The 23557-nt window shown below is 64.6% G+C and carries 27 protein-coding genes; 14 read left to right on the forward strand and 13 right to left on the reverse strand.

Annotation, left to right across the window (positions count from 1 at the left end; genetic code table 11):
* Positions 1-25 precede the first annotated feature (25 nt).
* From rsmI to CWS72_RS16630, 4 genes are read left to right on the forward strand one after another with little or no spacing between them, the layout of a single operon-like run.
* Positions 26-847, forward strand: a complete 822-nt coding sequence (gene rsmI / locus CWS72_RS16615; RefSeq protein WP_338056198.1) for a 16S rRNA (cytidine(1402)-2'-O)-methyltransferase — start codon at positions 26-28, stop codon at positions 845-847.
* Positions 844-1245, forward strand: a complete 402-nt coding sequence (locus tag CWS72_RS16620; RefSeq protein WP_101251748.1) for a YraN family protein — start codon at positions 844-846, stop codon at positions 1243-1245. The genes rsmI and CWS72_RS16620 overlap by 4 nt, the downstream gene beginning before the upstream one ends.
* A 48-nt stretch (positions 1246-1293) precedes the next feature.
* Complete coding sequence (locus CWS72_RS16625; RefSeq protein WP_241911763.1) at positions 1294-1887, forward strand: BON domain-containing protein; 594 nt, start codon at positions 1294-1296, stop codon at positions 1885-1887.
* A gap of 14 nt (positions 1888-1901) precedes the next feature.
* On the forward strand, positions 1902-2741 hold the full coding sequence (locus tag CWS72_RS16630) for a SirB1 family protein (RefSeq protein WP_241911764.1): 840 nt from the start codon (positions 1902-1904) through the stop codon (positions 2739-2741).
* Positions 2742-2761: 20 nt separating this feature from the next.
* Here the strand turns inward: CWS72_RS16630 and CWS72_RS16635 are convergent, their stop codons facing one another.
* A complete protein-coding gene (locus CWS72_RS16635) occupies positions 2762-3634 on the reverse strand; it encodes a hypothetical protein (protein WP_101251749.1) in 873 nt (290 codons plus the stop codon).
* Positions 3635-3803: 169 nt separating this feature from the next.
* Here CWS72_RS16635 and gshB point away from each other — a divergent pair, with 169 nt between their 5' ends.
* A complete protein-coding gene (gene gshB, locus CWS72_RS16640; RefSeq protein ID WP_101251750.1) occupies positions 3804-4742 on the forward strand; it encodes a glutathione synthase in 939 nt (312 codons plus the stop codon).
* A gap of 340 nt (positions 4743-5082) precedes the next feature.
* The gene (locus CWS72_RS16645; protein ID WP_101251751.1) at positions 5083-6324 is read left to right on the forward strand and encodes a glycosyltransferase family 9 protein; all 1242 of its coding nucleotides are present in this window, start codon (positions 5083-5085) and stop codon (positions 6322-6324) included.
* On the opposite strand, the gene CWS72_RS16650 is transcribed toward CWS72_RS16645, so the two are convergent.
* Positions 6310-7251, reverse strand: a complete 942-nt coding sequence (locus CWS72_RS16650) for a cation diffusion facilitator family transporter (protein WP_101251752.1) — start codon at positions 7249-7251, stop codon at positions 6310-6312. The two genes, CWS72_RS16645 and CWS72_RS16650, sit on opposite strands and share 15 nt — an antisense overlap.
* Before the next feature lie 268 nt (positions 7252-7519).
* Between CWS72_RS16650 and CWS72_RS16655 the strand changes: the two genes are divergently transcribed.
* Positions 7520-7990 (forward strand): DoxX family protein, encoded by a 471-nt coding sequence (locus CWS72_RS16655; protein WP_101251753.1) that lies wholly within the window; start codon positions 7520-7522, stop codon positions 7988-7990.
* A gap of 59 nt (positions 7991-8049) precedes the next feature.
* Here the strand turns inward: CWS72_RS16655 and CWS72_RS16660 are convergent, their stop codons facing one another.
* Positions 8050-8598 carry an FUSC family protein gene (locus CWS72_RS16660; protein WP_158240690.1) on the reverse strand — a complete coding sequence of 183 codons (549 nt, stop codon included), beginning with the start codon at positions 8596-8598 and terminating at the stop codon, positions 8050-8052.
* A 541-nt stretch (positions 8599-9139) separates the two neighbouring features.
* On the opposite strand from CWS72_RS16660, the gene CWS72_RS16665 reads away from it, so the two are divergent.
* From CWS72_RS16665 to CWS72_RS16685, 5 genes are all read left to right on the forward strand, one after another.
* Entirely contained in the window at positions 9140-11224 is a 2085-nt protein-coding gene (locus CWS72_RS16665) for a methyl-accepting chemotaxis protein (protein WP_101251755.1), read from the forward strand.
* Positions 11225-11471: 247 nt separating this feature from the next.
* Positions 11472-11840, forward strand: coding sequence for a type II toxin-antitoxin system TacA family antitoxin (locus CWS72_RS16670; RefSeq protein ID WP_101251756.1), 369 nt, complete (start codon positions 11472-11474; stop codon positions 11838-11840).
* On the forward strand, positions 11837-12358 hold the full coding sequence (locus CWS72_RS16675; protein WP_101251757.1) for a GNAT family N-acetyltransferase: 522 nt from the start codon (positions 11837-11839) through the stop codon (positions 12356-12358). The genes CWS72_RS16670 and CWS72_RS16675 overlap by 4 nt, the downstream gene beginning before the upstream one ends.
* 250 nt (positions 12359-12608) lie before the next feature.
* The gene (locus CWS72_RS16680) at positions 12609-14156 is read left to right on the forward strand and encodes a YifB family Mg chelatase-like AAA ATPase (protein ID WP_101251758.1); all 1548 of its coding nucleotides are present in this window, start codon (positions 12609-12611) and stop codon (positions 14154-14156) included.
* A 53-nt stretch (positions 14157-14209) separates the two neighbouring features.
* On the forward strand, positions 14210-14776 hold the full coding sequence (locus tag CWS72_RS16685) for a nucleoside 2-deoxyribosyltransferase (RefSeq protein ID WP_101251759.1): 567 nt from the start codon (positions 14210-14212) through the stop codon (positions 14774-14776).
* A gap of 4 nt (positions 14777-14780) precedes the next feature.
* On the opposite strand, the gene CWS72_RS16690 is transcribed toward CWS72_RS16685, so the two are convergent.
* The 8 genes from CWS72_RS16690 to CWS72_RS16725 form a co-directional block, all read right to left on the reverse strand.
* Positions 14781-16448: a CHASE domain-containing protein gene (locus tag CWS72_RS16690; RefSeq protein WP_101251760.1), complete on the reverse strand. Its 1668-nt coding sequence runs from the start codon at positions 16446-16448 to the stop codon at positions 14781-14783.
* Positions 16449-16587: 139 nt separating this feature from the next.
* Positions 16588-16950, reverse strand: a complete 363-nt coding sequence (locus CWS72_RS16695) for a histidine triad nucleotide-binding protein (RefSeq protein WP_101251761.1) — start codon at positions 16948-16950, stop codon at positions 16588-16590.
* Between the two features lie 11 nt (positions 16951-16961).
* A complete protein-coding gene (locus tag CWS72_RS16700) occupies positions 16962-17288 on the reverse strand; it encodes a phosphoribosyl-ATP diphosphatase (RefSeq protein ID WP_101251762.1) in 327 nt (108 codons plus the stop codon).
* 23 nt (positions 17289-17311) lie between these two features.
* On the reverse strand, positions 17312-18073 hold the full coding sequence (gene hisF / locus CWS72_RS16705; RefSeq protein WP_101251763.1) for an imidazole glycerol phosphate synthase subunit HisF: 762 nt from the start codon (positions 18071-18073) through the stop codon (positions 17312-17314).
* A 5-nt stretch (positions 18074-18078) separates the two neighbouring features.
* A complete protein-coding gene (gene hisA / locus CWS72_RS16710; RefSeq protein ID WP_101251764.1) occupies positions 18079-18804 on the reverse strand; it encodes a 1-(5-phosphoribosyl)-5-[(5-phosphoribosylamino)methylideneamino]imidazole-4-carboxamide isomerase in 726 nt (241 codons plus the stop codon).
* The gene (hisH, locus tag CWS72_RS16715; RefSeq protein WP_101251765.1) at positions 18801-19448 is read right to left on the reverse strand and encodes an imidazole glycerol phosphate synthase subunit HisH; all 648 of its coding nucleotides are present in this window, start codon (positions 19446-19448) and stop codon (positions 18801-18803) included. Before hisH ends, hisA begins: the two co-directional genes overlap by 4 nt.
* A 3-nt stretch (positions 19449-19451) precedes the next feature.
* Positions 19452-20051: an imidazoleglycerol-phosphate dehydratase HisB gene (hisB, locus tag CWS72_RS16720; RefSeq protein WP_101251766.1), complete on the reverse strand. Its 600-nt coding sequence runs from the start codon at positions 20049-20051 to the stop codon at positions 19452-19454.
* An 83-nt stretch (positions 20052-20134) separates the two neighbouring features.
* On the reverse strand, positions 20135-20674 hold the full coding sequence (locus tag CWS72_RS16725) for a hypothetical protein (RefSeq protein ID WP_199175733.1): 540 nt from the start codon (positions 20672-20674) through the stop codon (positions 20135-20137).
* A gap of 154 nt (positions 20675-20828) precedes the next feature.
* Between CWS72_RS16725 and hslV the strand changes: the two genes are divergently transcribed.
* Positions 20829-21371, forward strand: a complete 543-nt coding sequence (gene hslV, locus CWS72_RS16730; RefSeq protein WP_101251768.1) for an ATP-dependent protease subunit HslV — start codon at positions 20829-20831, stop codon at positions 21369-21371.
* Positions 21368-22681, forward strand: a complete 1314-nt coding sequence (hslU, locus tag CWS72_RS16735; protein WP_101251769.1) for an ATP-dependent protease ATPase subunit HslU — start codon at positions 21368-21370, stop codon at positions 22679-22681. Before hslV ends, hslU begins: the two co-directional genes overlap by 4 nt.
* A gap of 69 nt (positions 22682-22750) precedes the next feature.
* Here hslU and CWS72_RS16740 read toward each other — a convergent pair whose 3' ends face one another.
* Together CWS72_RS16740 and CWS72_RS16745 are read right to left on the reverse strand one after the other, a co-directional pair.
* Positions 22751-23101: a helix-turn-helix domain-containing protein gene (locus CWS72_RS16740; RefSeq protein ID WP_101251770.1), complete on the reverse strand. Its 351-nt coding sequence runs from the start codon at positions 23099-23101 to the stop codon at positions 22751-22753.
* Positions 23098-23557 (reverse strand): Smr/MutS family protein (locus CWS72_RS16745; RefSeq protein WP_101251780.1); only part of this gene is annotated, 460 nt, incomplete at its 5' end. The genes CWS72_RS16745 and CWS72_RS16740, both read right to left, overlap by 4 nt.

Genomic DNA, 23557 nt, shown 5'->3' on the forward strand with positions numbered 1-23557 from the left:
TAAACCGGCGGGGGGACTTTACCTTGTGGCGACACCTATCGGCAACCTCGACGACATCACCTTGCGGGCGTTGAAGGTTCTGAAGGCCGCCGACCTGATCGCCTGCGAGGACACGCGGGTGACCGGAAAGCTGCTGTCGCTGCTGGGAATCGGCGGCGCGGCCCTCAGCCCCTATCATGAACACAACGCCGAGCGCGCCCGCCCGGCGCTGGTCGCCCGCCTGCGCGAGGGGGCGGTGGTGGCCCTGGTCTCCGACGCGGGCACCCCCCTCGTCTCCGATCCGGGCTACCGGCTGGTGCGGGCCTGCCTGGAGGAGGGCTTGCCGGTAACCAGCCTGCCGGGGCCGTCGGCGGCGCTGACCGCCCTTCAATTGTCCGGACTTCCCTGCGACCGTTTCCTGTTCGCCGGCTTCCTGCCGACGAAGGATGGGGCGCGGCGTCAGGCCCTGGCCGAGGTGGCCGCCGTTCCGGCCAGCCTGCTTTTTTACGAATCCCCCCGCCGTCTGGGCGACAGCCTGGCGGCCATGGCGGAGGTTCTCGGCCCCCGGCAGGCCGCCGTCGCCCGCGAACTGACCAAACTCTACGAGGAGGTCCGCCGGGGCGGATTGGCCGAACTGGCCGCCCATTACGCCGCCGAAGGCCCGCCGAAAGGCGAGGTCGTCGTCGTCGTCGGCCCGCCGCCCGCCGCCGCCCCGACGGGAGAAGCCGAACTCGACGCCGCCCTGGTCCAGGCCTTGGCCGGAGCCTCGCTCCGCGACGCCGCCGCCGCCGTCGCCGCCGCCACCGGTTTGCCGAAACGCCAGGTCTATGCCCGCGCCGTCGCCCTGGTGGGCGAGCGCGGGCAATGACCCCGGGGGGAGCCTCGGCACGGCGGGAGCGGGGACGCAGGGCACGCCGGCGGGGTCATTGGGCCGAGCGGCTCTGTCTTTGGTTTCTGCGCCTGAAGGGCTATTCCATCGTCGCCCACGGTCACGTCACCGGACGGGGCACCGGCGCGGGAGAAATCGACATCGTCGCCCGCCGGGGCCGGTTGCTCATCTTCGTCGAGGTCAAAATCCGCCGCCAGCGGTCCCAGGCTTTCGGAGCGATTTCCCTCAACCAGCGGCAACGATTGTCGCGGGCCGCGGCGGCCTTTCTCGGCCGCCATCCGGAATTCTCCGAACACGCGGTCCGCTTCGACGCCATTCTGCTGGCGCCCTGGCGCTGGCCATGTCATCTGATCGACGCTTGGCGAGAGGATGCTTAGCTCGCTACACTCTTGCCCACGTCATCATCCAATGGGAGACAGCCTGCCGTGAATCGCCTGTCCAAGATCAGTCTGGCCCTGCTTCTCGCCGCCATGACCAGCGGCTGCGTGACCGCGGTTCTCGGCGGAGCCGCCACCGTCGGCGTCGGAGCCGCCGAGGAACGGGGCCTGGAAGGCGCCGTCGACGACACCAAGATCCGCGCCGAAATCAACGATCTCTGGTTCCGTCAGGATTTCGACCTTTATCGGGACGTCACGCTGACGGTCACCGAGGGCAGGGTCATGCTGACCGGTTCGGTGAAAAAGCCCGAGACCAGGGTCGACGCGGTGCGTCTGGCCTGGCAGGCGGCAGGCGTCCGCCAGGTGCTCGACGAAATCCAGGTGGAAGACAAGTCCGGAATGATGGATTACGCGGGCGACGTCTGGATTGCCAACAAGCTGCGGACCCGCTTGATGTTCGATAGTCAGATCAAGAACATCAATTATACGGTCGATGTGGTCAATGGCGTGGTCTATCTGATGGGCATCGCCCAAAATCAGGAAGAACTGGACCGGGTCATCGCCACCGCCCGCGATATCAGCGACGTCCGGCGGGTGGTCAGCCATGTCGTCCTGAAGAACGATCCGCAGCGCCAATCCTGACGGGATCTTCCGAAATGGCGCCGTTGTCCCTCGTCGACGCCAAACGCAGGCTGGCCAGCCTGGGCCAGTTGCCCGATCTGGCCATCGACCTGGCCGAGGCCGCTCTCGCCTTGGCCAGCCTCGACCATCCCGCCCGTGACCCAAACTATTACCGGGCCCTTCTGGCGGAAATGGAAGAAACCATCGGCCAGATGGCGCAAGGGGTGGAAGGCGCCGTGGAACGAAGCGCCGTCATGGCGTCCGTGCTCATCGGACGGTTCGGCCTGCAGGGCGACGACCGGGACGAGGATAGCCTGGACAGTGCCAATCTGATGCAGGTGCTGGACCGCCGGCGCGGACCGGCCAATACGCTGGGACTGATCTGGCTGCATCTCGGTCGCCGACAGGGCTGGGAGGTGGAACCGCTGGCGTTTCCCAGTCATTTCCTGCTCCGCCTGTCGGGTGCGGGTGGTCAGCGGGTGATCATCGATCCCTTTTGGGGAGGCCGGCAATGCGACGCCGCCAACCTGCGCGATCTGTTGAAGAATTCAGCCGGCCTCGGCGCCGAACTGGAACCGGCCCATTACGCGCCGCAATCCAATCGTGATGTCCTGATCCGCTTACAGACCGCGATAAAAATGCGCTACCTGCGCCATGCCGAACTGGGGCCGGCGCTAAAAGTCGTGGAGGCCATGCTGTTGTTCGCCCCGGATCAGCTTCCCCTTTGGCGGGAAGCCGGGCTGATGCATCTGCGGCAGGGCAATCTGCGCTCCGCCATCGCGGCTCTTGAGCAATTCGTCGGCCGGGCCCCCAATTCGGCGGCACGCCATCGCGCCAGCGTGCTGTTGCAGGACCTGAAGGCAAGGCTGAGTTGAGGATTGAATCAACAGGCCCCTTACTTTTCCTTCGGTGACCAGATCAGGGTCGCCGCGTCCTCTTCATGGCAGAGATCGTTCAGCTTGGCCGCCGAAACGCGGGGCGGCGTCACTCCGTTCACCGTCAGCAGGCCCTTGCGGACGAGATCCCAGCCGGAGGAAACGCATTCGCCGGGAGGAATACCCTCGACCGTCACCACGGTCCTCCCCCCTTGCACCGCCACGCGCAGAGCGCCGCCAAAAATGTTGGCGGCGGGGATGTTGCCGCGTGTCGCCCCTTCCATCTGGGCGACCAGGGGCCGCGTCGGCGGATCGCCGCGTTCGCGCAACCCGATGACGAGTCCGACCGCCAGAATGACCAGCAAAAGCGCGATCATGCCGAAAAGGGACCAGGGCGTCTCCTTCGGTGGTGGATGGGAATGGGTGGCATGGGCGTGGGCTTGAGGATGGGATCCGCCGTGGGCCTGAACGGGGGCCTTGCGCTCATACCCCGCCGCGCTGGCCGTGGCGGGGACCGGCTTGACCTGGGCCGGCGGGGCTGACACGCGGGCCGGCGTCAGGCGTTTCTGCTCAGCCGTCTTCAGCAGGCCGAGGCTGGCCTCAACGGCCTTGGCGAGGGCCTGGCGGCCGGGACCGGAGCCCACGTCATCCGGCAGGGCGGCGACCAGTCGGGCGATGTTGGCGGTCAATTCGTCGCGCGCCGCCTGGTCCTCATCCCGATTGAGGATCAAGCGCAGAGCCGCTTCGCAGCGTTCCTGTAAATGTTGCTTGTCACCCGACGACTGGACACGCTGCAACAGCACCTTGAACAGGGCCTCTTCCTGCTGCGCGGCATCATCCGCAGGGGCGGGCGTGCCCGGTGGCGGAGAAAAATGTTCTGAGTCCGTCGGCATGGGCAACCGTATTGCAAAGAAATTGTTTCGTGATGATAAGTTGGTGCCCCTTACGGTTTTGTTAATATCCGATTTCCAACGCATCCGCTTTAACGTGAGATTTAAAGATCGCAAACCGCGAACGGCACGCTATCTTTTGTCCAGCCGATGAATTTCAGTGAGGACGGACATGAGCCTGGTGGTCGCCATCCAGATGGATCCCATCGAATCGATCAAAATCGACGCCGACAGCACCTTCGTGCTGGCGCTGGAGGCCCAGCGGCGCGGCCATCGTCTGTATCACTACCTGCCTCAGCACCTGACCTTGCGGGACGGACGCGTCAGCGCCTGGGCGCATCCGTTGGAGGTTCGCCGGGAAAAGGGCAACCACTTCACCCTGGGCGAGGGTGGGCAACTCGATCTGGGTTCGACCGACGTCGTGCTGATGCGCCAGGATCCGCCCTTCGACATGGCCTATATCACGGCGACCCATCTGCTGGAGCACATTCATCCCCAGACGCTGGTGGTCAATGATCCCGTCCATGTGCGCAACGCCCCGGAAAAATTGCTGGTCACCCATTTCCCCGAACTGATGCCGACCACCCTGATCTCGTCCGACCCCCGGCAGATCCAAAGTTTTCGGGAAGAACATCAGAACATCATCATCAAACCCCTGTTCGGCAACGGCGGGGCCGGGGTTTTCCACATCACGCCGGGCGACGACAATCTGAATTCCCTTCTTGAGATGTTCACCCAGCTCTATCGCGAGCCGGTGATGGTCCAGCGCTACCTGCCCGAGGTCCGTCAAGGCGACAAGCGCATCGTTCTGATCGACGGCGTCGCCGCGGGCGCCGTCAACCGCGTCCCGGCCGAAGGCGAATCGCGATCGAACATGCATGTCGGCGGCCGGCCGGAGAAAAGCGCCCTGACGCGGCGCGAGCGGGAGATCTGCGAAGCTATCGGACCGACCCTGAAGGAACGCGGCCTGCTTTTCGTCGGCATCGACGTCATCGGCGACTACCTGACCGAAATCAACGTCACCTCGCCGACAGGCCTTCAGGAGATCAACCGCTTCGACGGCGTCGCGCTGGAAGCCCGGGTGTGGGACGCCATCGAAAGCAAACTTTAAGGCGTGTGGACATTCATGACGGCCCGCCCCTTTGACGGGAGGAGGGCTTAAGGTTTCCCCGTTGCCTCAGGTTCCCCAATGGCATGAAAGGCGGCTGGATATTGTGAACCACCAAGGCGGCGGAGTGCCACAGGCATTTTCCCGTCCTGTCATCGGCTGTCGGCCGGGTGATCCCAAAGGCTCCTTGGTGCCTTGGTGCCTTGGTGGTTAATCAAAAGCCGGCTCGCGCCGTCTGAATGCTTCAATGCCCTAGCGCCTGTGTCGCGGTCCTGTGCTAAGGTGCCGGCCGATTTGCAATCCTCGCCGCGACGCGCCGGCGAACGGGAGTCGAATTTTTTAGATGAATGTCGATGCGATGCGGCGGATCGACCGCTGGGCCGGCGTGCCGCTGTGTTTCTTCCTGACCCTGGCCAGGCGTCTGTTCCCCTCCCGGCGAAGCGATGCCACGGCACCGAAACGCGTTCTGTTCATCGAGCTTTCCGAAATGGGAAGCACGATCCTCGCCGATCCGGCCATGCGCAAGGCGCGTCAGGCGTTCGGCGCCGAGCTGTATTTCGTCATCTTTCGGCGCAATGCGGAAAGCCTGGGCTTCTTGAGGACCATTCCGGAAGCCAACGTCTACACCATCCGCGAGGATTCGCTCCTCACGCTGGCTCTCGATACGCTGGGCTTTCTGGCATGGACGCGCCGTCTTCGCATCGACACGGTGATCGATCTCGAGCTGTTTTCGCGCTTCACCGCGCTGCTGACCGCGCTTTGCGGCGCGACGCGACGCGTCGGATTCTACCGGTTCCACAATGAAGGGCTTTATCGCGGCGAGTTGCTGAGCCATCGGGTGGCCTACAATCCGCACATCCATATCGCCAAGAATTTCGTCGCCTTGATCAATGCGCTGCAAGGCCCGGCCGATCAGGTGCCTTTTTCCAAGACGGTGATCGACGACGCTGAAATCGTCATTCCCCATCTCCCCGTCGCAGCCGCGGCCAGGACCGCCATGCTGGCCCGGATCAGGGAATGCCGCCCGGATTTCGATCCGGAAAAACAGCGCATCGTCCTGATCAATCCGAACGCCAGCGAGCTGTTGCCGCAGCGGCGCTGGCCGCAGGAGCATTTCGCGGCCTTGACCGCGCGCATCCTGGCCGCCTGGCAGGACGTCCTGGTTCTGATCACCGGCGCCCCGGAGGAAAAGGCCGAGGCCGAGCATCTGCGCAACCGGCTGAACGATCCCCGCCTGATCAATTTCGCCGGCCGTCAGAAGCTGACCGAACTGCCGGCCCTTTATTCCCTCGCCACGCTGATGATCAGCAACGATTCCGGCCCGGGACACTTCGCCGCCACCTCGGGCATGCCGGTGATCTCGCTGTTCGGCCCGGAAACGCCGGCCCTTTACGGCCCCCTTGGCGAGGGGGCGTGCCTGACCGCCGGGATGGCCTGCAGTCCTTGCGTCTCGGCCTACAATCATCGCAAGACGGCCTGCCGCGAGCCGCTCTGCATGCAGATGCTGCTGCCCGATCTGGTTTTCGAGGAAGTGCGCCGGTGGCTGGGAAAGGATGGGACCGCCTTGCGGTCAGCCAGCCGCTGAACGGACGGCCCGGCGGTGGGCGGCGAAGCTTTGCGCCTCGATGAAGACGCGGGTCACCTCCGGATGGGCCGCCTTGATCCGCTCCTCCATGCCGCTGACGATGGTCTCGACCCGGCCGGCCAGAAGTGAATCCTCGAAATCCAGGCTCAAGGTGACGAGCACATCGCGCGGACCGAAATGCATGGTCAGCAGTTCATTGACGCCGACCACGCCGGCTTCCGCCAGGGCGATTCGCCGGATGCTGTCGCGCACCATCGGATCGACGCCCTCGCCGGTCAGCAGGCTTTGGCATTCATAGGCCAGAAAACCGGCGGTGACCGCCAGGATGGCGCCGATGATCAGCGAGGCGACGCCGTCGAGAACCGGCAGATCGAGGGCCTGTCCGAGAGCGATACCGAGAAAGGCCACGGTCAGGCCGAGGACCGCCGCGGTGTCTTCGAACAGCACGGTGAAGACCGTCGGATCCTTGCTGCCATGGACGGCTCCCAGCAGGGAGCGGTTTCCCTTGCTCTTGCGGAATTCCTTGAAGGCGATCAGCCAGACCGAGCTTTCGAACAGGATGCCGAGGCCAAGGACGACGTAGTTGACGTAGGCGTCGGTGACGGCGTGGGGCGTTTCGATCTTTTCCAGGCCCTCGAGGATCGACAGACCCGCGCCCAGACCGAAGATCAGGACGGCGACGACGAAGGCCCAGAAATAAAGCCGGAGCCCATGGCCGAACGGGTGGGTCGGGGTCGGAGGTTTGGCGGCCTGACGCATGCCGTGCAAAAGCAGGATTTGATTGCCGGTGTCGACCATGGAATGGATGGCCTCGCTCAGCATGGCGGCACTGCCGGTATACCAGGCGGCTCCAAACTTCGTAACGGCGATCAGGGCGTTGCCGCCGAGGGCGGCGAAGATGACCAGTTTTGAGCCGTGGGCGGCCATCCCTGTCCTTTAAACCAATTGAGTGTCGATTGCCCGGCAGCTTGGCAAGAGGCCCCCTTCCGCCGGCTATGTGGTTCGTTGGATATAATGATCTACGGAGATTGTGGCAACGGCGCGGCGCGGGATGAAAAGTTATTGTTTCAAATATGGCGACAATCTTGTTCTGATATAGTCAATTGTTGTGTTTTTCGATGTATCCTACAGTCGGCGGCAGATCAGGGGATCACCCGATCCCTTAAACCATGACGCTTTCGAATGAGGTACCCCGATGTCCAGCCTGTCCATTTCCTCCCCCAAGCCGTTTATTCCCGTTCTCGCTCCTCTTTCCGAGGCTTTGAAGCCGTTCGCCGAGCCCATGCTGCGCATCGCCACCGGACTTTTGCTGGTTCCCCATGGCGCACAGAAGCTGTTCGGCTGGTTCGGCGGTTACGGCGTCGCCGCCACCGGTCAATTCTTCGTCAGCAAGCTGGGATTGCCCGCCTCGCTGGCCCTGGTCGCCGGCATCATCGAATTCTTCGGCGGCCTTTTGCTGGCCGCCGGCCTGCTGACCCGGCCGGTCGCCGCGCTGGTCACCGGCATGATGGCCATCGCGGTGATTCAGGTCCATCTGGCCGCCGGCTTCTTCTGGACCAGCGGCGGATTCGAATATCCTCTGTTCTGGGCCGTGGCGGCCCTGTCCTTCGTCGTTCGCGGAGGAGGCCGCTATTCCCTGGATTCCCTGATCGGTCGCGAGTTCTGATCGGATCGACGCCGCCGGGATGCCCGGCGGCGTCCCCATGGTTCCCCCGGCCAAGCGGCCTATTCCTCGCTGTCGTGCCGCCACCATGACCGGTTGTCATCCGTGGTCCGAACGGCCGGTCGGCGCCTGAGAAGCAAGGCCGCGAACCTGCGCAGCCAATTTTCCCCAAGATGAGCCAAGCCACCGACGACAGCGCCGATGACCACCTCGCTGCCACGGAACAGACCGGTCATTTCGGTGGACAATGAAGGGATCCGGGTCAGCAAAACCAACGGACAGGTCCACAGGCTGACCCGCATGGCAGGACGGCCCTTGGCGCAGAGCGCGCAGATGCCGACACCCAGGCTCAACTGAAGCCATTCCGGGATCGCCATGAAGTCGCCGAATTCCGCGACGATCAGGGCGATGGCCACCCCCAGAACGGTCCCCGCGATACGGCCCGTCACCGCGTGACGGGTGGTCTTCAGATCCTCCTGCGAGACGATCAGCGCCGACATCGGGGCCCAGACGGGATAGGGCAGCCCCAGACGCAACGCCACCACATAGGACAGCACCGCCGACAAGCTGCAGCGCACGGCGAAGCAGCCGAAGTCCATTATCTTTTCCATCAGGAGTTCCATGACATCCATGAAGGCCATCGTTTTAGGCCAAGTGATCCCCATTGGCCAGCCGTCGGCTCGGCATGGCCCCGACCCGAAGACGCAGCCTGTTAGACCATGTTGCGGTGATCGGAACCGATCACCGCTGCCCTCAAGCGCCGGGCGGGTTTCTCCGAAACCCCTGGCTACGCTCGCATTGGCTCGCTAGCCCGTTGCCGGCGCTCCACGGCGGACACCAGGCAAAGCCTGCCCGCGCCATCGCAAAATGGACTGGAATCCCACCAGTGGGGTCCGTCATGGCGGTCGGAGTGACGATTTCGCTGCGGCGGGGCCGTCACGATACCGCTCCGCCTTTCAGTTGGGCCGGAATCGGACTACGCTGGTACTGATCAGGGGCGGAAAGGCTGCCTATCCGGGAAATGTCGGCCTTACGATATTGCGCGCCGGGAGCCCTCCGACCGATGCCGGTTTTTCTCTGAAACCGCGGGAGTTCACCGCTACGCGGTATTTCTTCCAGGGTTTCCGGGTCGAAAGTGACGGGGGATAAGCGATGCGGATTAGGACTTTTTTCCTTTCGGCCATGGCGGCCGCGGCGGCGGTGGGACTGGTCTCGGCCAGCGTGGTCGTGGTCGGCGCGGTGAACGATTACCGGAACGCGGGTTTGGCCCACCGCTACGCCGACGCCTATGGCGCCGTCGCCCGAGTGGCCGAGCGCATCGCCTCGGAGCGGGGCGAGATGAATGCCCTATTGGTTACCGACGCCCAGGCCGACAGCGCGGCGAAGGGTCGCCTTGACTACCGTTCATCGGACACCCGCGAGCAGACCCGGCAGGCTGTTGCGGCGTTGGAGACCATCGACAGCGAGCCGGGGCGTCAGGTGCTGGAGACGGCGCGTCAGACCGCCGCCAAGATGGATGAGCTGCGCGCGAGCGTAACCACGCAGGCCCAGCGCGCCAAGGCGGATCGCGACCCGGCGCTGACGGGCGGTTTGGTCCCGACGACCAGCAAGCTCATTGACGGCCTGACGCAGAATCTGGATCTGCTGCACCGACAGATTTCCGAGGTGGACGGCAAGGGCAGTCAGCTGCTCATCCTGGCCCGTGCCTCCATCGACATGCGGGTTTGGGCCGGTCAGCGCGGGGTGATCCTGTCGGCGCTGTATGCCGGCCGCAAGACGGCCCCGCGAGAGACTCAAGGCCAATTGACCGGTCTGACCGGCCGCATCGACGAGAACTGGCGGCAGATCAGGTTCCTGGCCGAGGAAGTCGGTTCTTCCGATCTGCTGGCGACGGCGCTGCAGAAGACCGAGGCCGACTATTTCCGCAACGCGGTATCGCTCTATGGACCCGTCATGCTGGGCGTCACCGGCGAGGCGGCCTATCCCGAGGATTTCACGGCCTTCCGCAAGACGCAGCTCGAAGTCTTGCTGCCGGCCACGACCTTGCCGCGTGACGCCGCCATCGCCGAACTGCTGAAACGCACCGACGCCAATCAGGCGGCGGCGGCGGGGCACCTGGCGTGGTCGCTGGGTCTGGTGCTGCTGACCATCGGCATCTGCGCGGTCCTGTCCGTTCTGTTCGAGCGGCGGGTGCTGACGCCCTTGGCCATCCTGACCCGGGTGATCGTCCGGCTGTCCTCGGGCGATCGCGATGCCGACGTGCCGTCCCAGGAATTCAGCGGCGAAATGAGCAAGCTGGCGGGCGAAATCGCCACCCTATGCGCCAATGCCCGGCAAGCCGCCGCGCTGGCCGAGGAAAACGCCGCCAACCAGCGCGACCGCGAGCGGCATACCGTCGAAATCGAAAAGGTCTGTTCCGGCTTCTACGGCGAAAGCCGGGACCTGATCGCCGGCATGAGCGATTCGGCTCGCCAGGCCGTGGCCCAGGCCCGCTCGACCGAGGACATGGCCGCCGATGTCAAGAGCCGGGTGTCGGCGGCGGCCACCTCGGCCTCGCAGGCCTCGTCCGGGGTGGAAACGGTGGCCGCCGCCGCCGAGGAGATGGCGGCGTCGATCAGCGAAATCACCAGCCAGGTGTCGCGGGTGTCCGAGGTGGCGTCCCGCGCCGTCGCCGAGGTCGATGACGCCAGCCGGCGCATCGCCGGCCTGGAGGAAGCGACATCGCGCATCGGCGATATCCTGCGCCTGATCACCGACATCGCCGGCCAGACCAATCTGCTGGCGCTCAACGCCACCATCGAGGCGGCTCGCGCCGGCGACGCCGGAAAGGGCTTCGCCGTGGTGGCCGGCGAGGTCAAGGCTTTGGCCACCCAGACCGCCAAGGCCACCGACGAGATCTCCGGCCAGATCGGCGCCATCCAGAAGATGACCGGCGACTCGGTGCACAGCATCCGCAACGTCGGCGCCACCATCGGCCAAATCGACGAGTTCGCCTCGGCGGTCAGCGCGGCGGTGCAGCAGCAGGGACAGACCACCAAGGAAATCGCCCGCAGCGTGCAGGGCGCGGCGGAGAATACCCGCGAGGTGTCCGAGGCGGTGGCCCATGCCGCCGATGTCATGAGCCGTACCGAACAGGCCTCGCAGGACCTGGTGGCCCACATGGACACCCTGGGGCAGCGCGCCGAAAGCCTTACCGGCGGCCTGGCCCGCTTCCTGGGCGAGGTGCGGACGGTTTAGGCGCTGGGGCGGCGGCGGGAATGCAAGCGTCCTTTCTCGACCGCCGCACCCTCCCAACAAGACCACTGTCCTCTGGCGGTCGTTCGGTCCTCGGTCTATAGTCGCCGTCACGTTTCCATATTGGAGACATGACGGCCGTGATCGTCCACATCTCTACTGTTGTCTTTCATGGAATCGATGCCCCTCCCGTTGACGTGCGGTGTCAATTGAGCAGTGGCCTGCCGGCCCGAACTGTTATCCCATTGGGATGACGACGGCCTTGTTATCCCAATGGGATCCCACTATATTGCCAGGAAAGATCGATCACATGACAGGAGTCGACCGACACATGGCCCAGACCGGACCCGAGAGCCGCCTCAACATGCGGGTTGCCCCAGACCAAAAGGCCCTTATCGAACAGGCCGCGTCGGCGCGCGGCCTCGACGTCACTGCATTCGTGCTGTCCGCCGCCGTGCGGGAAGCCGAGATGGCGCTGACGGAACGGACATATTTTGTTCTTGACGCCGAAAACTATGACCGCTTCCTGGCCCTTTTGGATCGCCCGGTTCAGGAGAAACCGGAGGTGGCCGCTTTACGCGAAAGGGTAAAGATGGGCAAATGGATCGTTAACGAATGACATCTCCAAAGATCGCCGTCAGGTTTGAGGTGCTCGGACGTCAGCACGACGTCAGCGCCTTCGACTGCGGGCGCGATTCTCTGGATACATATCTACGCGATCACGCCCTGTCCGCCCCGGCCCACGGCCTGGGACGGACGTGGGTGGCAGTTGATGACCAGCGCTCGCCGCTGGCCTATTACACACTATCTCTCGCCACGTTTGCCCGCGCCGATGCCCCTTTACGCGTCGCCAACGGTATGCCGGCGTATCCGATACCGGCGCTGCTACTCGCCCGCCTTGCGGTTACCCGCTCGGTTCAAGGCCAGAGTTTGGGGTTGGTCTGTCTTGATGCGGCGATGAAACGCGCCGTCACGATTGCCCGCAGTCCGGACGGCCTGCCCGTCCGCTGTCTCATGGTCCATGCCATCGATTCCCTCGCCGCCGAGTTTTACCGGAAGCGAGGGTTCGAAGCTTCCCCGACCAATCCACTGCACCTGTTCATGCTGCTGAAAGACCTCGAAGCCTATTACGGCTGATCGAGAAGGACGCAATCGCTTGTGCCGCCGGCTGAGTTACGGAATTACGGTGACAGCTTATTTAATTATCCTGGCCCGCCTGACGGCATCCCGCCGCCGTCGCGGGGTTTGGGGCCGCGTTTTCGCGGAGCCAACGGGCGATGCAGAGTTTCCTCCAGGGTGACGATACCCAACGCTTAAACCTACTGGCTGTCGCTTCGCCTCCGCGTTATAGTCTCCGATCATTTCCATTTCGGATACAATTCGGCCGATGACCGCCCACATCAGTACCGTCGCCTTCCAGGGCATCGAGGTCCTTCCCGTCGACGTGCAGTGCCAATTGAGCAACGGTCTGCCGGCGCTCACCGTCGTCGGTCTGCCCGACAAGGCGGTGGCCGAAAGCCGGGAGCGGGTCCGCGCCGCCTTGCAGGCCTTGGGGTTGGCCCTGCCGCCCAAGCGCATCACCCTCAATCTGGCGCCGGCCGACCTGCAGAAGGAGGGCAGTCATTACGATCTGCCCATCGCGCTGGCCCTGCTGCTGGCCATGGATATCCTGCCGATCGAGGAATTGTGCCGCTACATGGCCCTGGGCGAACTGGGATTGGACGGGCAACTGGCGCCGGTCTCCGGCGTCCTGGCCGCCGCCGTGGCGGCGGCGGCCAGCGACCGCGGCCTGATCTGCCCGGCGGCGCAGGGCCCGGAAGCGGCGTGGAGCGGTACGGAAATTCTGGCGCCCGCCGGACTGCTGGGACTGATCAATCATTTCAAGGGCCATCAGATCCTCGCCCGTCCCGTTCCGCTGCTTGCCGCCGAGGGCGGCCCCCCGCCCGACCTCATCGAGGTCAAGGGGCAGGAAACCGCCAAACGCGCCCTCGAAGTGGCGGCCGCCGGCGGCCACAACCTGCTGATGATCGGCCCGCCGGGATCCGGAAAGTCGATGCTGGCGGCCCGTCTGCCGGGGTTGCTTCCGCCCTTGGAACCGGCCGAGGCGCTGGAAATCAGCACGATCCACAGTCTGGCCGGGCAATTGGCCGAGGGTCGCCTGCTGCGGCATCGGCCGTTCAGGGAACCCCATCACTCGGCATCGGTGGCCGCCCTGGTCGGCGGCGGACAACGCGCCCGGCCGGGAGAGATTTCCCTCGCCCATCTCGGGGTGCTTTTCCTGGATGAGTTGCCCGAATTCCAGCGCGGCGCCCTGGAAGCCCTGCGCCAGCCGCTGGAAAGCGGCCGGATCACCGTGGCCCGGGCCAACGCCCACGTTTCCTATCCCGCCCGCGTGCAATTGGTCGCCGCGATGAACCCCTGCAAATGCGGCTATCTGGGCGATGCGCGGATGGGCTGCGCCCGGGCGCCGAAATGCGGGGCAGACTATCAGGCCCGGATTTCCGGCCCGCTGTTCGACCGCATCGATCTTCACGTCACGGTGCCGGCCCTCAATCCCGCCGACCTGTCGCTGCCGCCGCCGCGAGAGGCCAGTGCCGCCGTGGCGGCCAGGGTGGCCCGCGCCCGCGTCCTGCAGGCGGCCCGTTTCGCCGCCGCGGCGCCGGATCGGATCATCCGGACCAACGCCGAGGCGGACGGTGCCCTCCTCGAAAGCTGCACGCCGATCGACGAGGCGGCGCGGCGCCTGCTGATGGATGCGGCCGAACGAATGCATCTGTCGGCGCGCGGCTATCACCGGGTCCTCAAGGTCGGACGGACCTTGGCCGATCTGGCGGACAGCCCGGCCATCGGCCGGATCCATATCGCCGAAGCCCTGTCTTTCCGGCGGACCGGAGCTGGATTGGAGTCTGGGATGTCGGAGCGCCCCTTGAAATAGGTCCGGCCGATGCGGAGAATGGCGGAATCGACCCCATCGTTGGAAACAGCCCCATGACAGCGCGCATCTATCTGGCAGGCCCCGAGGTGTTTCTACCCGACGCCCGAAGGCTGGGCGAAGCCAAGCGAGCCTTGTGCGGCGCCCATGGAATGGTCGGCGTCTTCCCGTTGGATGGCGAGATCGACCTGGGCGGACTGTCGCCTCGCGCGCAAGGGCGGGCGATTTACCAGGCGGACGTCGCGATGATGCGCCGGTGCGATCTGATCATCGCCAATCTGACGCCCTTTCGCGGACCCAGCGCCGATGTCGGGACGACTTTCGAACTTGGCTTCATGACCGCGCTCGGCAAACCGGCCCTGGCCTATTCCAACTGCGCGCGAAATTTCACCGACCGCCTTTCCGCCGCCGACCCGCGGGGAGCGCATCGGCGCGCCGACGGTCAACTGGCCGACGGGAACGGCCTGGCCATCGAGGAGTTCGACATGTTCGATAATCTGATGCTGCATGGCGCGCTGGGCGAAGGCGACCTGTTCCTGCATCAGGCGGCGGCAGGCGAGGATTACACCGACCTCACCGCCTTCGAAACCTGCGTCAAGGCGGCGAGACGGCTGTTTCCCTGACCGATCAACCGCCCTTTCCAGGCAGCTCAGCCGTGGCGAATAGCGGCAGATCCTCCTCCTCGGAGATCACCACCTGGTTGCGTCCGGCGGCCTTCGCCGCGTAAAGAGCGCGATCGGCGCGGCACACCACGTCGTCCAGCGACTGATCGTCCGAACACAGGCTGGCCGCGCCGACACTGACGGTCAAGGACAGGGGAACGTCGCCCATCGTCGGCACCCTCATTTCGGCAACCGCCTGGCGAAGACGGTCTCCCACGATCCGGGCGGCGGCAAGATCGATTTCCGACAGAAGCACGGCGAACTCCTCGCCGCCCATGCGGGCCATCAGATCGCAGTCTCGCAAAACGGCACGGCAGGTTCCGGTCAGGGCCTTCAAGGTTTCGTCGCCGACGCCATGGCCGTGGGTGTCGTTGATCGCCTTGAAGTGGTCGACGTCGATCATCAATATGGAAAGCGCCCGCCCGTGGCGCTTGGCCCGCGACCAATCATTGGCGCCGACAAGAAAGAAATGGCGGCGATTGGCCATGCCGGTCAGGGGATCGCTGTGCGCCAGCAGGTCGAGTTCCGCCTCGCGCTCGGCCAACTGGGCGTAGGCCCGGCGCAGATCCGCCCGGTTTTCCAGGATGACGCCCAAGGCATGGGTGAGACCCGTCAGCAGAACGCCGAACAAGGCCACCGCGCGCGTCCAGATGCCCGGTATATCGGTGGCCCGGCGGGTCACCGGCGAGGGCAGGGACAGGGCTTCGAGTTTCCATTTCCGTCCCAGGACATCGATGGTAAGCGTCTTGGAGAACGCATCGGCCGCCCGTTCCGCCTGGGTGAAACCCCTATCGTAAAGCGGCAGGGGCAGCGCCGGGTCGGTCACATCGGTGATGGAAAACGCCATTCGTTCCATCGAATCGACGGCCATATCCGGTTGCAGACCCGACACCACCCCCTCGATCATGCTATCGGTCCTGATGGCGCTGCCGACATAGGCCCACAGGGCGCGGCGCCGTTCATCGGCCGTCCGCAACGGCTCGGCCGGCCGATAGATCGGAATATAGATCGCGAAATTGCGGGAGGTGTCGCCGGACAGATTGAACAATTCCATCGGGGCGGTCGCCGTCGGCAGCCCGCTGTCCCTGGCTTGCGCCAAAGCGCTGGCACGGGTCGGGTTGATGCCGAAGTCCCAGCCGGTGATCGGCCTGTCCGCTGGCATCGGCGGTTCGATGAAGCTCAAGACGACGTAATGTTCCGCCGACCGATCGGTCTTCAGCGAAAGCTTGGGAGCACCGGGATCCTTGCGGCGCTCGGCGAGGAACCGGTCCATGTCCCTTGCCGCCACCACCCGCAGCACGACGAAACTCTGCAACCCGGTATAAAGCTGCCCGATGTTCAATTCCTGGACATAGGCATGCCATTCCCGCGCGGTTACCGCATCACTGGCGGCGAACAGTCCACGGGCCCCGCGCAGCACCTGTTCATAATCGCCGACGCGCAAAACCAGGGCATGCGCCAGCTCCTCGGTCTTCATGTCGAACAGGGCATGGGCCTTCTCGACGGCCGATTCCTTACTCTGCCTCCAGACCCCCAGGGTCACCAGCACGGCGAGCAAAGCCATCAATACGGTCAGTTCCAACCGCAGGCGATGGCCGCGCGGCGGTAACAATCTGAGCAGGGATGGTGTCATGACCCGATTGAAAGAAGCGAGCCGACACTGTGCCCAAAGCGCAAACGAATGGCGAGGGTCTAAAAACTATCCGGTGAAATTTCTTTCAGGGTTTTTCGCATCATGACCGAGGAAAAACTCTGAAAGCCGGCGCGGCGGATCAGTCGGCCGCCACCATTCTGCCGAGAACACGGCCGCCGAACAGATGAATATGGAAGTGGGGAACCTCCTGTCCTCCGTCGCGGCCGGTGTTGGCCAGCAGGCGATATCCCGGTTCGTCCAATCCCAACTGCCGGGCCACCGCGCCGACGGCCCGGATGAAGCCGCCGATCTCGGCATCGGGGGCCGTCTTCGAAAAGTCGTCCCACGAAACGTAAGCCCCTTTGGGAATCACCAGGACATGGACCGGCGCCTGGGGGGCGATGTCATGAAAAGCCAGGGCGAAATCGTCCTCGTAGACCTTTTTGCAGGGGATCTCGCCCCGCAGGATCCTGGCGAACACATTATTCGGATCATAGGCCATGATCGTTCCCCTTATTCCTTGCGGGCGTTCTTCTCGGCGATGCCGGACGTTCCCTGGCGCCGCTCCAGTTCCGCCCAGACGTCGGCCGGCCGCACGCCGCAGTCGGCCCACAGGACCAGCAGGTGATAGAGAAGATCGGCGCTTTCGCTGACCACCCGTTCGGGCGTTTCGCTCAACGCCGCCACCAGGGTTTCGACCGATTCCTCGCCGACCTTCTGGGCGATCTTGCCGCGGCCCCTGGAAAACAGCTTGGCGGTATAGGATTGCGTCGGATCGGCCCCCTTGCGGGCGGCGATGGTCTGGTAGAGCTGATCGACGATGGTGCTGTCCTTCGACACGGGAAAAGACCCTCTTTGCTATTTCACGACAGGCGCACGGGGATGCCCGCCGCCCGCAGATGCGCTTTCGCCTGACCGATGGAGAACTCGCCGAAATGAAAGATCGAGGCGGCGAGCACGGCGGTGGCGTGACCGTCACGGATGCCTTCGGCCAGATGATCGAGCGTGCCCACGCCGCCCGAGGCGATCACCGGAACCCGGACGGCATCGGCCACGGCGCGGGTCAGGGGGATGTTGAAGCCCTGCCGGGTACCGTCGCGATCCATCGAGGTCAGCAGGATTTCCCCGGCGCCCAGCTCGACCATGTGCCTGGCCCAGTCCACCGCGTCGAGCCCGGTTTCCCGGCGGCCGCCATGGGTGAAGATCTCGAAACGGCCGGGGGCCACCTGCTTGGCGTCGATGGCCACGACCACGCATTGGCTGCCGAATTTTTCCGCCGCCTCGCGCACGAATTCGGGACGATGCACCGCCGCCGTATTGATCGAAACCTTGTCGGCCCCGGCCAGCAGCAATTTCCGGATGTCTTCCAGCTTGCGCACGCCGCCGCCGACGGTCAGCGGCATGAAGCATTGCTCGGCGGTACGGGCCACCACGTCATAGAGCGTGTCGCGGTTGTCGGAGGAGGCGGTGATATCGAGGAAGGTCAGCTCGTCGGCACCGGCCCGATCATAGATCCGCGCCTGCTCGACCGGGTCGCCGGCATCGATCAGATCGACGAAGTTCACACCCTTGACGACGCGCCCGTCCTTGACGTCGAGACAGGGGATGATGCGCATCTTCAGCATGTCGCTCAGTCCTTCAGCACAGCGAGGGCGGCGGCCAGATCGATGCGGCCGTCATAAAGGGCCCGGCCGGAAATGACGCCGGCGATACCCGAGGCGGCCCGCGCCTTCAGCGCCCTGAGATCATCCAGAGACGCGACGCCGCCCGAGGCGATCACCGGCGTGGTCAGCTTTTCGGCGAGAGCGGCCGTCGCCTCGACATTGGGACCGGCCAGCAATCCGTCGCGCTCGATGTCGGTATAGATGATGGCGGCGACACCGGCGTCTTCGAATTTGAGCGCCAGGTCCAGGGCGGTGACTTCCGATTTCTCGGCCCAGCCCTCCACCGCCACATAACCGTCCCGGGCGTCGATGCCGACCGCCACCTGTCCCGGAAAGCGGGCGCAGGCTTGTCTCACCAGGGGCGGGTTGCGCAATGCGACGGTGCCCAGGATGACCCGGCGGACGCCCTTCTCCAGCCAGAGGGCGATGGTTTCCATGTCGCGGATACCGCCGCCCAACTGCACCGGCACCGGCACCGCCTTGACGATCGATTCGACCGCCGCGCCGTTCACCGGCCGGCCGGCGAAAGCGCCGTTCAGGTCGACGACATGGATCCAGGCGCAGCCGGCGGCCGCGAAATTCCGGGCCTGGGCGGCCGGATCGGTATTGAAGACGGTGGCGGCGTTCATCTCGCCTTTCACCAGGCGCACGCAGGCGCCGTCCTTGAGATCGATGGCCGGATAGAGAATCATGGACGCCACGTCAGAAAATTGGTGATGACCGCCAGACCGGTGGCCTGGCTCTTTTCAGGGTGGAACTGGGTTCCCACCAGATTATCGCGGCCGATGACCGCGGTAAGCGGACCGCCGTAATCGACGGTCGCCAGCACCTCGGCGGGCTTTGCCGCGTCGAAATGATAGCTGTGCACGAAGTAGGCGTGACTTCCCGGCGCCAGACCGGCCAACAAGGCATGCGGCGCAGGCGGAATCTGCAGCTCGTTCCATCCCATGTGCGGAACCTTCAGGGCGGCATCGGACGGTTCGACCGCCACCACCTGACCCCCGATCCATCCCAGTCCGGCATGCTTGCCATGCTCCAGCCCCCATTCGGCCATCAACTGCATGCCGACGCAGATGCCGAGAAAGGGCCGGCCCCTGGTCGTCACCGTTTCAGTCAGGGCTTCGACCATCCCGGGAAGGGCGTCGAGTCCGCGTTTGCAATCGGCAAAGGCGCCGACGCCCGGCAGCACGACACGATCGGCCCGGCGCACCTGCCGAGGATCGTCGGTCACCAGAATGGTATCGGCGAGGCCGGCTTCGCGGGCCGCCCGCTCGAAGGCCTTCGCCGCCGAACGGAGATTGCCCGACCCGTAATCGATCAATGCGACGAGCGACATCTCTTAAAGACTTCCGCCCAGGGTGCCCTTGGTCGAGGGAACTGCATCGGCCTTGCGCCCGTCGATGGTGATGGCTTCCCGCAACGCGCGGGCCAGGGCCTTGAAACAGGATTCGACGATGTGATGGTTGTTCTCGCCGTAAAGCGTCTCCACGTGCAAGGTGGCGCCGGCCGCCTGGGCGAAGGCGTAGAACCATTCCTTGAACAGCTCGGTGTCCATGGTTCCCAGCTTGTCGCGGGAGAAGTCGACCTTCCACACCAGATAGGGGCGGTTGGACAGGTCGATGGCGACGCGCGAAAGCGTCTCGTCCATCGGGATGAGAGCCGATCCGTAGCGATTGATGCCCTTGCGCTCGCCCAGCGCCTGATTGATCGCCTGGCCGATGGCGATGGCGCTGTCTTCCGTCGTGTGATGGGCGTCGATGTGCAGATCGCCGTCGGCCGTGACGTCGAGATCGATCAGGCTGTGACGGGAGAGCTGCTCCAGCATATGGTCGAGGAACCCGACGCCGGTCTTGACGGTATAGCGGCCGGTCCCGTCGAGGTCGACGGCGACACGGATACGGGTCTCGGTGGTGTTTCTCTCGATGCTGGCTTGCCGCATGGCAGACTCCTCCTGCTCGGTTCCCGTACTAGCAGGATCCGCGCCATTGTGCCAGTCGTTAACCAAGATGCCAGGGGTGCGCGTCACCCCTTAAGCCCGTCCATCACCGGTCGCAACGCGGCAATCCCGGGGGCCGTTTTGACGAATGTCGCCGCAGCGCACCAGGGATAGGGAAGCCCGGAAAGCCAATCCGATATCCGGTCGCCGTCGGAATCCGGCAGGACCACCATGGTTTCGATGGTGATGCGCAGATACTCGACAAGGCGCGGCGCCGGATGGGAAAACCGCCATTCGTAGTCGCCGTACCCTACCCGGACGACACCGGTCGCCTTTTCCGTCATGCCGACCGCCCAGCGGCACGAAAAACGATCGGACCGATCGTCCGGTTCCGGACGGTCCAGGCAGAAAGTGTAAATATTCTCGTACTTCGCGCCGAATTGCCGAACCAGAACATCGGCGATGTCTTCCCGCGACCGGACGATCGGCGGAAAACTTATGGCGCCGGTGTTCACGACCATTTCCAGCCGCGCATCCTCGGCGAAGGCCCGCCGAAGCAGATGCGGGCGGTTGCCGTCCTTCGCCAGGATGTAGGTGAGCAAGAGGGTTTCCATGGAGTCTGACATCGTTTTAAGAATTCCTTCGCAATGATCATAGGTTTGCCGTGGACCCTCGGGAAGCCCGTTTGCCAGGCCCCCGTCGCCGGACTATCATCCGCCCCCTACCGCCGACCCGAATTCGCATTATCTAGGAACCCGTCTTCGCTTTTGTTGAGGCCTCATGACAACCAATGAACTTTGGCACGGCACCACCATCCTGGCGGTGCGCAAAAATGGCAAGGTGGTGATCGCCGGCGACGGCCAGGTCTCCCTTGGCGACACGGTGATCAAATCCAATGCACGCAAGGTCCGCAGGCTGGGTGACGGTTCGGTGATCGGCGGTTTCGCCGGCGCCACGGCGGACGCCTTCACCCTGTTCGAACGGCTGGAGGCGAAGCTTGAAAAGCATCCCGGACAGTTGATCCGGGCTTGCGTCGAGCTGGCCAAGGATTGGCGCACCGACCGGTACCTGCGCCGTCTTGAAGCCATGATGGCGGTGGCCGACAAGTCGGCTTCGCTGGTGCTGACCGGCACGGGCGATGTGCTGGAACCGGAGGACGGTTTGATCGGTATCGGTTCCGGCGGCAATTACGCGCTGTCGGCGGCCCGCGCCCTGATCGACGTCGACGGCCTGGAGGCCGAGGCGATCGCCCGCAAGGCGATGAAGATCGCCGCCGGCATCTGTGTCTACACCAATGAAAACGTGACTGTGGAAAGCCTATGAGCGCCGCCTTCTCCCCCCGCGAAATCGTCTCCGAGCTGGATCGCTTCATCGTCGGCCAGCATGACGCCAAGCGTGCCGTCGCCATCGCCTTGCGCAACCGCTGGCGCCGCCAGCAATTGTCCGAAGGCCTGCGCGACGAGGTTCTGCCCAAGAACATCCTGATGATCGGCCCGACCGGCGTCGGCAAGACCGAGATCGCCCGCCGTCTGGCCCGGCTCGCCCAGGCGCCTTTCCTGAAGGTCGAGGCCACCAAGTTCACCGAGGTCGGTTATGTCGGACGCGATGTCGAACAGATCATCCGCGATCTGATCGAGACGGCCATCGTCATGACCCGCGAACGTCTGAGGAAGCAGGTCACGGCGCGGGCCGAACTGGCCGCCGAGGAACGGGTGCTCGACGCCCTGGTCGGCGACAGCGCCAGTCCCGAAACCCGCCAGAAATTCCGCAAGATGCTGCGCGAAGGGGCGCTGAACGATCGCGAGATCGAAATTCAGGTCGCCGATAATTCGGGCGGCATGCCCACCTTCGAAATTCCCGGCATGCCCGGCGCCCAGATGGGCATGGTCAACCTGGGCGACATTTTCGGCAAGGCGTTCGGCGGGCGCACCAAGCCGCGCAAGATGCAGGTCGTCGAATCCTACGAGGTCCTGGTCGCCGAAGAGAGCGACAAGCTGCTCGACCAGGAGAAGGTGGTCAAGGAAGCCATTGAGGCCGTGGAGAACAACGGCATCGTCTTCCTGGACGAGATCGACAAGATCTGCGCCCGGTCCGGCGAATGGAAGGGCGGCGACGTCAGCCGGGAAGGCGTGCAGCGCGATCTTCTGCCGCTGATCGAAGGGACCACGGTGACCACCAAGCACGGACCGGTGAAAACCGACCATATCCTGTTCATCGCCTCGGGCGCCTTCCATCTGGCCAAGCCTTCCGATCTGCTGCCGGAACTGCAGGGCCGCCTGCCCATCCGCGTCGAACTGCAGGCCCTGTCCCGCGACGATCTGGTGCGCATCCTGACCGAACCGGAAGCCAGCCTGATCACCCAGTACAAGGCCCTGCTGGCCACCGAGGAGGTGACCCTGGACTTCACGCCGGACGCCATCACCGCCCTGGCCGATCTTGCCGCCGAAATCAACAAGGGCGTGGAGAACATCGGCGCCCGGCGCCTGCACACGGTGATGGAGCGGCTGCTGGAAGACATCAGCTTCACCGCCACCGACAGGGCCGGCACCACGGTGACCATCAATGCCGCTATGGTTCAGGAAAACGTCGGCAGCCTGGCCAAGAACGCCGACCTGTCGAAGTTCATTCTGTAAGGAACTCCCGGGCCGCCACGATTTATACCCGGTCTCGATCAGTCATCCTTATCGAGACCGGAACTGGCGTTATTTTTCCACCAGCGCCAACAGCTCCCGCAGCCGCTCATCGGACAGATCCCCGATGCGCTCCCGCAGAAGATTGGCCAGTTCTGTGGCTTCCGGGGACAGCCCGGCGGTGTCGATGGTAATCCTGGGATGGGAAATCTCGGCCAGCGCCTTCAATTCCTCGGCCTCGTCCCAGATGACGTTCAGACAGCCCAGAATCTGCATGACGAGGCCGGGGCTGGGCTTGCCCCGCCGGCCATGTTCGAGAGCCGACAGATAGGCCGCCGAGAGATGCAGATCGGCGGCCATTTGTTTCAAGGTCACGCCGCGAAGCCGGCGCAGCTCGCGGATTTTTCGTCCGAACGGCGTCATCGGCGTCGTTTCAGCAGGACATAGAGCGCACCGCCGCCACCATGTTTCGGCTGGGCGGGCGTGAAGGCCAGAATCTGGGCGCGCAGGGAGGGCTCGCTCAGCCAGCGGGGCACCTCCGCCCGCAGAACTCCCGATCCCTCGCGGTTGCCCTTGCCGGTGATCACCAGAAGACAACGCCGTCCCAGGTCCGCTGAACCACTGACGAAACGCGACAGGGCGGCATGGGCCACCGGTTGGGTCAAACCATGGAGATCGATGGTCGCATCGATTTCCATCATCCCCTTGGCGAAGCGTCCCGCCGTGCTTTTATCCAGCCCCGGCGCGCGACGGTGATCCAGCGCGGGGGACGCCGGCGCCGGGCGGAAGGAAAAACCGGGAGCGACGGGAACCGCCTGGTCGGCAACCGCGAGGGATCGGGAGTTCTGCGGGCGGAGGTGCCCCGCTGGCTGAGCGAGC

This window comes from Telmatospirillum siberiense, assembly GCF_002845745.1.
Taxonomy (GTDB): domain Bacteria; phylum Pseudomonadota; class Alphaproteobacteria; order Rhodospirillales; family Magnetospirillaceae; genus Telmatospirillum; species Telmatospirillum siberiense.